Here is an 11,496-nt window from a genome sequence, read left to right as displayed (position 1 = left end):
TGCGCTACTCGGCCGCGGCGCGGATGCCGGGCATGTCGGGAAAGGTGCAGATGACGGTGGTGCCCTTGTCCCTGCCGGTCTCGATGCGAACGTTGCCGCCATGCAGTTCGACAAAGCTCTTGACGATCGACAGGCCGAGGCCGGCGCCGCGACGGCGGCCGCCATTGGTGCGTGGCTCAAAGCGGCGGAATACCGAATCGAGCAGGTCCGGCGGCATGCCGGGTCCGTCGTCATGAACCGAGAATTCCACGCCGTCCGCCAGCTGGCGGCAAGCGAGCCTGATGGTGCTGGCTTCCGGCGCGTAGTTGGCGGCGTTGCTGAGCAGGTTGTAGAGGATCTGGCGGACCCGGATTTCGTCGCCGTGAAACGTCTTCGGCGCCGTGGCGGCATCGACCTCGAGCCTGATCGAATGCTCTTCCAGCCGGTCGGCCACCAGTTCCGCCGCGGCGGCGATGGTCTGGTCGACATGCACCTCGGAAATATCGAGCTCCATGATGCCGGCATCCACCGTCGCCAGGTCGAGGATGTCGTTGACGATGGTGAGCAGGACCGAGGAGGACGAGCTGACATGCCCGACATATTCGCGCTGTTTCTGCGTCAGCGGGCCGGTCGCCGGCAGCGAAAGCAGTTCGGTGAAGCCGATGATGTTGGTCAGCGGCGAGCGCAGTTCATAGGAGACGTGCTGGACGAATTCGTTCTTGAGCTGATCGGACTTCTCCAGCGCCTCGTTCTTGTCCTTCAGCGCCCGTTCGACGTTGACGCTGTCGGTAACGTCGACGAACGTCATCATCACTTGCCCATTGGGCAACGGGATCATGGCGTAGCTCAGCACATTGCCATTGTTGAGTTCGGTCTGGCCGTGGCGGTCGCGGCGCTCGTCGTCGAAACCGGTGATGGCGGCAACGAAGCCGGGCCAGGGGCTGTCGACCGCCTGCCGGTCGCAAAGGTCGCGGATGGCGGATACGTGGACGTTGGGCTTGGCGGCCTCCGCGCTCAGCCCCCAGAGTGTCGCAAAGGCAGGGTTCGACAGTCGAAGCCTGCCATCGGGGCCGAACACCGCCACGCCTTCGGCAAGATTGTCGAGCGTCTCGCCCTGGACCCGCACGGCGGTCTGGTAGCGGCTTTCGAGGTCCATCTTCTCGGTCAGATTCTCGAAGACCCAGGTCACGCCGCCCTTGGGCTGCGGGTTGGCAACGACGCGGATGGTCTTGCCGTCCGGCAGGTGCCACCAATGTTCCTGTGATTCGACGGCGCGATAGGCGCCAAGCAGGCCTTCCTTCCAGCGGCGCCATTCGGGCTGCTCGGCGATCTTGCCCTCGCTGCGCAAACGGTCGAGCAACAGCGCATTGTCGGGAGCGCTGTGCAGGAAGCCGCTGTCGAGACCCCATAGCTTCTGGAAAGCCTGGTTGAAGAACCGCAGCTTCTCGTCGGTGTCGAAAATGGCGACCGCGGTGTTGAGCTGGTCGAGCGTGTCGGCGTGGCTTCTGACGGTCCGCTCGTATTCGCCGCGAACCGCCTCGATGGCGCTGGTGTCGCAGGCAAGGCCGGCCGAACCATCCGGGCCGGCGAAGTCGGTCACCGCGAATACGCGGCGGTCGCCTTCGATCACGGTGGAAAGCGTCTGCTCGAAGACCGGATGCGACTTGTGCTGGGCGGCGATCGCGTCGCGTGCCTGGCCGCCGAGAAACTCCTTCGCCTCGCGAACGGCCGTCTCCGCATTGTCGGCTTCGACCGCGTCGGCATAGGCCCGGTTGACCCACTTCAACCGCCCATCCTCGGTGCGCAGCCATGCCGGCATCTTCAGCGCGTCGAGCAGGCCAATCATCGTCTCGTGGTCAGCGACGAGGCGCTGGTTTTCGATCTTCAACCTGGCCTGGCTGCGCTGCGTTTCCGAAAGCGAAACGAAACGCACGATCACATGCGCCGCGCTCTTGCGGCCATGCACCTCAAGCGGTGCGCCGGCCTGCGATTCGATGACGAGGTCGAAGGGTCTCGCCTTTTCGCGCAACCCCGCAACGGCATGCTCGAGCGCCGCAGCCGAGCGCGGCATCAGCCAGCGACCGAAAGCGAGGAAGGCGGCACGCTCGTCGGGAGCGCCGCTTTCGACCGGCAATGTACCGATGAGTTCGGGTTTCTTGTTTTCGGAGGCCCAGACCACCACACGCTGGTCGCGCAGATTGAGCAGCGCTTCAGAGCGGCGCAGAGCCGCGTTGATGTCGGCTATGCGGCTCCTGAGTTCGACATTTTCCGCCGAGGTGCGGGCCCGCTCGCGGATGAGAACGATGGCCGACAGAAGTGCCGCGCCCGTCACGCCGACAAACACGGCAAGCTGCATGACCTCTACCGTGCTGATCGACAAGCCGGCGGCGGCGACGCCCACGGCTTCGGCATGCGCGACCGCACCGAGCAAGGGGCCGGCCAATGCAGAGGTGGCAAGGAAAACTCCGACGCGAGCGCGCCATGGAAGGCTCCCGCCTTGCGAGGCAGGGCCAGCGATCCCCGAATCGTCGTGGCCGCCGGAAACGGCCCGTCCCGCTCTGTGCGGGTGTTGCCCCGGCATGTCTTGGTCCTCTCCGCCGCCTGAATGCAAGACCGCCCTGATACGCGCCTCTCTGATCCCCTCTCGGGCCGGAAGCGTCGCGAATCACCCGACAATAAACCCTCACCGAATCGCCGTGAAGGCTGATGACGCGCAAAAATAAAGCCGGGCGAAAAGTCAATCGCCCGGCGTCAATATCTGGTAGGAAATTTAGCTTTGGTTAATAGCGGTAGTGTTCCGGCTTGAACGGACCCTGGGGCGTGACGCCGATATAGGCGGCTTGCTCGCCGGACAGTTCGGTCAGGCGGGCGCCGAGCTTGTCGAGATGCAGGCGCGCGACCTTTTCATCGAGATGCTTGGGCAGCACGTAGACCTGGTTCTCGTACTGGCCGGGCTTGGTGAACAGCTCGATCTGGGCCAGCACCTGGTTGGTGAAGGACGCCGACATGACAAAGCTCGGATGGCCGGTGGCATTGCCGAGATTGAGTAGGCGACCTTCCGACAGCAGGATCATCCGCTTGCCGTCCGGGAAGGTGATCATGTCGACCTGCGGCTTGACGTTGGTCCATTTCAGGTTGCGCAGCGAAGCCACCTGGATCTCGTTGTCGAAGTGACCGATGTTGCCGACAATCACCATGTCCTTCATCGAGCGCATGTGGTCGAGGGTGACGACATCCTTGTTGCCGGTGGTGGTGATGACGATGTCGGCGGTCGGTGCGGCGTCTTCCAGCGTGACGACTTCAAAACCGTCCATAGCCGCCTGCAGCGCGCAGATCGGGTCGACCTCGGTGACCTTGACGCGGGCGCCGGCGCCCTTGAGCGACGCCGACGAGCCCTTGCCGACGTCGCCATAGCCGCAGACGACCGCGACCTTGCCGGCCATCATCGTGTCGGTGCCGCGACGGATACCGTCGACCAGCGATTCCTTGCAGCCGTATTTGTTGTCGAATTTCGACTTGGTGACCGAGTCGTTGACGTTGATGGCGGGGAAAGGCAGCAGGCCCTTCTTCTGCAGCTGGTAAAGCCGGTTGACGCCGGTCGTCGTCTCTTCGGTAACGCCGCGGATCGCCGCCTTCTGCTTGGTAAAGAAGCCTGGCGAAGCCTTCAGGCGCTTCTTGACCTGGGCGTAGAAGTACTCCTCTTCCTCGCTCTGCGGGTTGGAGAGCACGTCCTCGCCGGCCTCGGCGCGGGCGCCGATCAAGATGTACATGGTGGCGTCGCCACCGTCATCGAGGATCATGTTGGAGGTGCCGCCGTCGGTCCACTGGAAGATCCTGTCGGTGTAGTCCCAGTATTGCTCGAGCGACTCGCCCTTGACGGCGAATACCGGGATACCAGCCTCGGCGATGGCCGCGGCCGCATGGTCCTGGGTCGAGAAGATGTTGCAGGAGGCCCAGCGGATATCGGCGCCGAGCGCCTTCAGCGTCTCGATCAGCACCGCCGTCTGGATGGTCATGTGCAGGGAGCCGGTGATGCGCGCGCCCTTGAGCGGCTTCTTGTCGCCGAATTCCTCACGGCAGGCGATCAGGCCCGGCATTTCGGTTTCGGCGATCTCGATTTCCTTGCGGCCCCAGCCGGCAAGCGAGATGTCGGCGACCACATAGTCCTTGCTACCCGTCATGGCAGTGCTCCGATGCGAATTGTTGTGCTGCGAATTGGTTGCGGATGCGCCCGCGCCGGTCGGCGCGTCGAAGGGCGCGAATTGCCGGCTTGACTAGCAGATCAGGCTCAAGACGACAATGGGATATAAAGAAATCTTTATCCGTGCATGTCTCGAGGAAGAGCTTTCTTCGCTCAGCGCGGGATCAGGCTTCCTCGCCGAAGCGGGATGCAACCAGTTGCTCCAGCGCGTCGATGACCTGCAAGGCCTCCGGCCCGCTGGCGGTGACGCGGATCGAATAGCCCGGGCTTGCCGCCAGCATCATCAGCCCCATGATGGAGGTGCCGCCGACCTGGACGCCATCCTTCTCGACATGCACCGAGGCGTCGAACCCGCTGGCCACCTGGACGAACTTCGCCGAGGCGCGCGCGTGCAGGCCGCGCTGGTTGACGATCGGAAACTCCCTGATGATCGGATCTTTGGCGATCTGGTCTTTTTCCGGGGACAGCGCGTTCATTTGCTGCTCAAGAGCTGGCTGGCGACGTTGATGTACTTGCGGCCGGCCGCCTGCGCCTCGTCGAGCGCCGCCGCCATGTTGTCGCCCTTGCGGATCGAGGAGAGCTTGATCAGCATCGGCAGGTTCATGCCGGCGATGACTTCGGTGCGGCCGGATTCCATGACCGAAATGGCAAGGTTGGAGGGCGTTCCGCCGAACATGTCGGTCAGCACGATGACGCCCGTCCCGGTATCGACACGGGCCACGGCGTCGACGATGTCGCGGCGGCGCTGCTCCATATCGTCATCGGCCCCGATCGCCACGGTTTCGAAATTGTCTTGTGGCCCGACGACATGTTCCACGGCATGTCGGAACTCGGCGGCCAGTTGACCGTGCGTTACAAGCACGAGTCCGATCATTCTTTGGTGGCTCCCGTCATCGCCGCTTCACAGGCGTATTTTATGCTCGCCAGCCATTCCAGGCGGCGGGAGCGCTATCTTGTCGACGCGCGGCCGGTTGACAAGCCCAAAATTGCGCGGGCCCATGCCATTTTGACGCATTGCAGCAAAAAATCCGCAGCGGATCATAGAAAAGGCGCGATCGACAGCCGCGCCATCACGGCGGGCAGGGCGGTGGCGGCGTTACGCTCGGCAACGTCGATACGCGGCACTGGGCAGCCTGCGACCGGCTCGCTGACTTCCTCCTGGAAACGGGCCATCTGTGCCTTTGGCACCAGCCTCACATGCAGGTCGATCACTCCGCCCGGCTCGAACGGCAGCGGGCGGGGCATGAACCCAGGCACTTCGGCGAGGCCGGCGATGGGCGCCGGCACGCGACAGACCAGCCGCCCGGCGCGGGCCGCGGCTAGCAGCCGGTCGTCGCCGATCAGCCGCGAGAACAGCCCGCGCGCACGGCAATGGTCCAGGAGTGTCAGCGCCAGCGTCGTCTTCCCGGCGCCGGACGGCCCGGTGATGAGGACGCCGCGTTCGCCGATCAGGATCGCGGTTCCGTGAATGTTTTCAGGCTGAGCGACTGGATCAGGCACAATCTTGCCCGTTCATGTTTTTGCATGAAGCATGATCTTGTCCGAAAACCGGTTCCCACTTTTCGGGATCATGCTTCGGCCGGCAGCGTCACGACGAAGCGCGCGCCCTTGATATCGCCGGGCTTGGTGCCGGGGATGTTCTCGGCGGTCAGCGTCCCGCCGTGGGCCTCGACGATCTGCCTGGATATCGACAGGCCAAGCCCCGAATTCTGGCCGAACGCCTCGCCCGCCGGGCGGTCGGTGTAGAAGCGTTCGAAGATGCGGTCGATATTGTCGGCCCGGATGCCGGGACCATTGTCGTCAATGGTGAGGATGTTGAACTTGCCGACGCGCGCCAGCGACAGGGTGATGTGGCCATGGTCCTCGGGAACGAAGGAACGGGCGTTCTCGATCAGGTTGGTGACGACCTGGCCGATGCGCAGATCATGGCCGACGACGAAATAGCCTTTGACGCCCTGCGGCAGCTTGGCGACCTTGAATTCGATCTCGACCGCCTTCTTGTTGCGCGTCGCCTCGCGCGAAACGGCGACCAGATCGGTGATGAATTTCTTCAGGTCGACCGTCCCGGCATCTTCTCGCGCCAACTCGGCATCAAGACGGGAGGCGTCGGAAATATCGGTGATGAGACGATCCAGACGCCTGACGTCGTGCTGGATGATGTCCATCAGCCGGCTGCGCGAATTGTCGTTCTTGGCCAGCGGCAAGGTTTCCACCGCGCTGCGCAACGACGTCAGCGGGTTTTTCAGCTCGTGCGAGACGTCAGCCGCAAAGCTTTCGATCGCCTCGATGCGGGCGTAGAGGGCGTTGGTCATGTCGCGTATGGCGATCGACAGGTTGCCGATCTCGTCCTGCCGGTCGGAGAAGTCCGGGATTTCCTCGCGGCTCTTGACGCCGCGCCGCACGCGCACCGCCGCCGCCGCCAGCCGGCGCAGCGGGTTGGCGATGGTGGAAGCGAGAAGCATGGACAGGATGGCGGTGACGAGGGCCGCGATGCCGAACACGCGCAGGATCGCCTTGCGCTCGGCGGCGACGATCTTGTCGATGTCGCCGCCTTCGGTCGACAGCATCAACACGCCGAGAACGGCGCGGAAGCGCTGGATCGGCACCGCCACCGAAACGATCTGCTCGCCCTGTTCCGAGATACGCACGATGGTCGACGGGCTGCCGGTGAGCGCCTTGACCACTTCCGGGAAGGCGGCGCCGTTGCCGCCCGGCTGCTCGTGATAGACCGGCAGTTCGGTGTTGCGGAAGAAGTCGAAGACGAACTTCTGGATGCGCTCGAGCAGATCAGGCTCTTCCTCTTCGACCGGCGGCAGGTCGTAGCGCAGGATCTGGCCGCGCGAATAGAGATGGCGCGAATCGAGCAGCAGATTGGCGTCGCGGTCATAGATGCGGGCGCGGGTCCGGGTCGGCGAGATCAGCCGTCTCAGCACCGGCGCAACCCGCTCCGGGTTGATCGGGAAGTCCAGGTTGTCGAGCTGGTCCGAGCCCGGGCCGAGACTTTCGCCGGCCTGCAACTCAAGCAGCTTTTCCGGATCGATGCTGATCGAGTCGGTCTCGACCGTCGCCGAAGCGGCGATCGCGCCGGCGATGATCTCGCCCTGGGTCATCAGGCTTTCGACGCGGGCATCGATCAGCCCGTCGCGGAAGGTGTTGAGGTAGAGGATGCCGGTGACCAGGACGGCCAGGCCGGCGAGATTGAGGAAGAGGATGCGCCGCGTCAGGCTGGAAAAGATATGATGGCCAAGGAAGCGGCGCATCGGCACCGTGATTTTCGACACGAATGACGGCATGATGCGCGACGGCCGCCTGGCTGCGCCCGCCGGTCTTGTTCGCTGTGCCTCCACTGCCATCGAATAGCAGGCCCTGCCTAATCTTTACTTCGATGCATAACGTCGTGCGACGTGCATCAACTCAAGCCTCGCGGAAGCGGTACCCGACTCCGTAAAGGGTTTCGATCATCTCGAAGTCATCATCGACGGCCTTGAACTTCTTGCGCAGCCGCTTGATGTGGCTGTCGATGGTCCGGTCGTCGACATAGACCTGCTCATCATAGGCCGAATCCATCAGCGCATCACGGCTTTTTACGACACCGGGACGCTGCGCCAGCGAATGCAGGATCAGGAACTCGGTGACGGTGAGCGTCACCGGCTCGCCCTTCCAGGTGCAGGTATGGCGCTCCTGATCCATGACAAGCTGGCCGCGCTCGAGCGAACGTGCCTGCTGGCTGGGCGTCTTGGCCGCGGCTTCACGAGCACTGGCGCGACGCAGCACGGCGCGCACCCGCTCGACCAGCAGACGCTGCGAGAACGGTTTGCGGATGAAATCGTCGGCGCCCATCTTGAGGCCGAACAATTCATCGATCTCGTCATCCTTGGAGGTGAGGAAGATCACCGGCAGGTCGGACTTCTGGCGCATCCGGCGCAGCAGCTCCATGCCGTCCATGCGCGGCATCTTGATGTCGAGGATGGCAAGATTCGGCGGGCGTGCCGCCAGGCCCTCCAGCGCGGACGCACCATCCGTGTAGGTCTCGACGCGATAGCCCTCGGATTCGAGGGCGATCGACACCGACGTCAGAATGTTGCGGTCGTCATCGACAAGCGCGATTGTTGCCATTTCAAGCGGCTCCCTCATGAGCTGTCCCTTCTTTCGTAGAGAAGGGGCTTTTGCAGGACAAATTAGGTACAAAATGTGGCATAGGCCCTGTCCGCTGTCACGGGCGGCGTGCCGGCGGTCACAATTGCACCTCACTACGGATTAGACGATCGAACCCTGCCAATCCTTTGGGCAACCGCCGAACTTCTTGCACATATAAACGATTTAAACAACTTTCAAAATATTTAAATCGATTAATGATTTGATATCATTTGACTTTTCTGGTTCTGACCTTCTTAGCCCACGTAGTGGGCGCGCCGGAAATGCCCCCGGCAGATGCGGCAAATGAAGAAGGGACCCTCATGTCGGAAGTCGGCAAACGCAATCCTGCTTGCGGGATCGATCGTATCGGCCTGAAAACCACGGGCGTGGTGCGCTATAATTTCGGCGCGGCTGCCCTTTACGAAGAATCGATCCGGCGCGGCGAAGCCCGGCTGACCGCGCATGGCGCGCTGGTCGCCGAAACCGGCCAGCACACCGGTCGCTCGCCCAAGGATAAGTTCGTCGTTCGCGACGGCACCACCGAGCCGCATGTCTGGTGGGACAACAACAAGGCGATCTCGCCGGCCCAGTTCGACACGCTGCTTGCTGATTTCCAGGCGCATGCCGCGGACAAGGATCTTTACGTGCAGGATCTGGTCGGCGGCGCCGACCTGGAACTGAAACTGACCACCAGGGTGATCACCGAATTCGCCTGGCACTCGCTGTTCATCCGCAATCTGCTCATCCGTCCGGGCGCCGCCGAACTCGAGCAGTTCGCGCCTGAGATGACGATCATCGACCTGCCGTCTTTCCGCGCCGATCCCGCCCGTCACGGCACCCGCACCGAAACGGTGATCGCCGTCGACCTTTCGCGCAAGATCGTGCTGATCGGCGGCACGTCCTATGCCGGCGAGGTGAAGAAGTCGGTGTTCACCGTGCTCAACTACCTGTTGCCGGCCAAGGGCGTAATGCCGATGCACTGCTCGGCCAATGAGGGGCCGGCCGGCGACACGGCCGTCTTCTTCGGGCTTTCCGGCACCGGCAAGACGACGCTGTCGGCCGATCCGTCGCGCACGCTTATCGGCGACGACGAGCACGGCTGGGGACCGCACGGCATCTTCAATTTCGAAGGTGGCTGCTACGCCAAGACGATAAAGCTGTCAGCGGAGGCCGAGCCGGAAATCTTCGCCACCACGCAGCGCTTCGGCACCGTGCTGGAGAATGTCGTGCTTGGCGCGGACCGGGTGCCGGATTTCGACGACGGTCGGCTCACCGAAAACACGCGCTGCGCCTACCCGCTGGAGTTCATCCCCAATGCCAGCAAGACGGGGCGCGCCAATCATCCGAAGAACATCATCATGCTGACCGCCGATGCCTTCGGCGTGATGCCGCCGATCGCCCGGCTGACCCCGGCGCAGGCAATGTACCATTTCCTTTCCGGCTACACGGCCAAGGTGGCCGGAACCGAAAAGGGTGTGACCGAACCCGAAGCGACATTTTCGACCTGTTTCGGTGCACCGTTCATGCCGCGCCATCCGTCGGAATACGGCAATCTGCTGCGCGACCTGATCGCCCGGCACCAAGTCGATTGCTGGCTGGTCAATACCGGCTGGACCGGCGGCGCCTACGGCACTGGCAAGCGGATGCCGATCAAGGCAACGCGGGCGCTGCTTGCGGCAGCACTCGACGGCTCGCTGAAGACGGCCGAATTCCGCACCGACGCCCATTTCGGTTTCGAAGTGCCGGTGGCCGTGCCTGGCGTCGACAGCGCCATTCTCGATCCGCGGTCGACCTGGGCCGACAGGTCCGGCTATGACCGGCAGGCGGCAAGGCTGGTCGGCATGTTCATCGACAATTTCGGCAAGTTCGAAAGCCATGTCGATGCCATCGTGCTGGGTGCAGCGCCCCACATGCAGGAAGCGGCGGAATAATCGCCACGTCGCTCAGCACCATTAAAGGCCCGGTCTCGATCGGGCCTTTTCTTTTTGATCCGCCGCGCCATGACTGCGGCATGACGACCGACGACAAGATCATCATTGCCGACGACGCGGTGATCCACCCGGGCGACCTGCACGAGGACTTCATCCGCTCGTCCGGGCCGGGCGGCCAGAACGTCAACAAGGTGGCGACGGCCGTGCAACTGCGCTTCGACGCGCAAAATGCGCCGGGCCTGTCGGAACGCGTGCGCGAGCGCACGATCAAGATGGCCGGCCAGCGCGCCACCAAGGACGGCGTCATCGTCATCGAGGCCGGACGCTTCCGCACGCAGGAGCAGAACCGCGCGGACGCGCGGGCGCGGCTGACCGCGCTTGTAGCCAAGGCGGCCGAGCCGCTACCACCGCCACGCAAGAAGACGCGGCCATCGAAAGGCTCGGTCGAGCGGCGGCTGAAGAGCAAGGCCGGTCGCTCGACCGTGAAAAAGCTGCGCGGCCGGGTCGGCGACGACTGAGTGCGGCCCGCTTCTATTCCCTTTCAGGTCGGCAAGCGCGGCTTTCGGGTCGTCCTTTGCGGGTCCCCGTGGCAATCTCGCTTGTCGCCACATCAAACGGATTGATTGACCGAAGCCATGCTCGTCCTGCCCAAAGGCGTCCGTCACATGCCCGGTTACCTGTCGCGCGCCGTACAGGAAGCGCTGGTCGAGGATGTGAGACGGATCGTGCAGCAAGCACCCCTGTTCGTGCCGGCCATGCCACGCACCGGCAAGGAGATGAGCGTGCGCATGACCAATTGCGGCCCGCTCGGCTGGGTCACCGACAAGGAACGCGGCTACCGCTACCAGCCGACGCACCCGGTGACCGGCTCACCATGGCCGCCAATCCCGGAGGCGCTGCTCGAGTTCTGGCAGCAGGTCTCGGGCTACCCCAAGCCACCGGAAGCGTGCCTGATCAATTTCTACACGCAGGACGCAAAAATGGGCCTTCATCAGGACCGCGACGAGACCGATTTCTCGGCACCGGTGGTTTCCGTCTCACTGGGCGACGATTGCCTGTTCCGGATTGGTCAGACGACGCGTGACGGCGCCACGAAGTCGTTCAGGCTGCAAAGCGGTGACGTCGTGGTGCTCGGTGGCGAAGGGCGGCTGTGCTTTCACGGCGTCGACCGCATCTACCCCTCGACTTCGGCGCTGCTAAAAAATGGCGGCAGGATCAATCTGACGTTGCGGCGGGTCAACCTGTGAC

The 11,496-nt window shown here is 63.5% G+C and carries 10 protein-coding genes; 3 read left to right on the top strand and 7 right to left on the bottom strand.

Going from position 1 to position 11,496, the window contains the following annotated elements; genetic code table 11:
* Nucleotides 1–4: 4 nt before the first annotated feature.
* From AC56QP_RS17300 to AC56QP_RS17270, 7 genes are all read right to left on the bottom strand, one after another.
* A complete protein-coding gene (locus AC56QP_RS17300) occupies nt 5–2,560 on the bottom strand; it encodes a sensor histidine kinase (protein WP_489858834.1) in 2,556 nt (851 codons plus the stop codon).
* 199 nt (nt 2,561–2,759) lie between these two features.
* Nucleotides 2,760–4,160 (bottom strand): adenosylhomocysteinase, encoded by a 1,401-nt coding sequence (gene ahcY / locus AC56QP_RS17295; protein WP_489858835.1) that lies wholly within the window; start codon nt 4,158–4,160, stop codon nt 2,760–2,762.
* A gap of 184 nt (nt 4,161–4,344) precedes the next feature.
* A complete protein-coding gene (locus AC56QP_RS17290) occupies nt 4,345–4,656 on the bottom strand; it encodes an HPr family phosphocarrier protein (protein WP_489858836.1) in 312 nt (103 codons plus the stop codon).
* On the bottom strand, nt 4,653–5,054 hold the full coding sequence (locus AC56QP_RS17285; RefSeq protein WP_056589309.1) for a PTS sugar transporter subunit IIA: 402 nt from the start codon (nt 5,052–5,054) through the stop codon (nt 4,653–4,655). The genes AC56QP_RS17290 and AC56QP_RS17285 overlap by 4 nt, the downstream gene beginning before the upstream one ends.
* Nucleotides 5,055–5,218: 164 nt before the next feature.
* On the bottom strand, nt 5,219–5,680 hold the full coding sequence (locus tag AC56QP_RS17280) for an HPr kinase/phosphorylase (protein WP_489858837.1): 462 nt from the start codon (nt 5,678–5,680) through the stop codon (nt 5,219–5,221).
* Between the two features lie 68 nt (nt 5,681–5,748).
* The gene (locus AC56QP_RS17275) at nt 5,749–7,533 is read right to left on the bottom strand and encodes a sensor histidine kinase (protein ID WP_497100418.1); all 1,785 of its coding nucleotides are present in this window, start codon (nt 7,531–7,533) and stop codon (nt 5,749–5,751) included.
* Nucleotides 7,534–7,594: 61 nt separating this feature from the next.
* Nucleotides 7,595–8,296, bottom strand: a complete 702-nt coding sequence (locus AC56QP_RS17270; RefSeq protein WP_013528337.1) for a response regulator transcription factor — start codon at nt 8,294–8,296, stop codon at nt 7,595–7,597.
* Between the two features lie 341 nt (nt 8,297–8,637).
* On the opposite strand from AC56QP_RS17270, the gene AC56QP_RS17265 reads away from it, so the two are divergent.
* The 3 genes from AC56QP_RS17265 (at nt 8,638) to AC56QP_RS17255 (ending at nt 11,495) form a co-directional block, all read left to right on the top strand.
* Entirely contained in the window at nt 8,638–10,248 is a 1,611-nt protein-coding gene (locus AC56QP_RS17265) for a phosphoenolpyruvate carboxykinase (protein WP_489858838.1), read from the top strand.
* An 80-nt stretch (nt 10,249–10,328) separates the two neighbouring features.
* Nucleotides 10,329–10,766, top strand: coding sequence for an alternative ribosome rescue aminoacyl-tRNA hydrolase ArfB (arfB, locus tag AC56QP_RS17260; RefSeq protein WP_489858839.1), 438 nt, complete (start codon nt 10,329–10,331; stop codon nt 10,764–10,766).
* A 117-nt stretch (nt 10,767–10,883) separates the two neighbouring features.
* Nucleotides 10,884–11,495, top strand: a complete 612-nt coding sequence (locus tag AC56QP_RS17255; RefSeq protein ID WP_489863573.1) for an alpha-ketoglutarate-dependent dioxygenase AlkB family protein — start codon at nt 10,884–10,886, stop codon at nt 11,493–11,495.
* Nucleotide 11,496 lies beyond the last annotated feature (1 nt).

The organism is Mesorhizobium sp. RCAM 05104 (assembly GCF_059683645.1).
The sequence above is the reverse complement of the archived record's forward strand: the minus strand, read 5'-3'. Positions and strand labels throughout refer to the sequence as shown.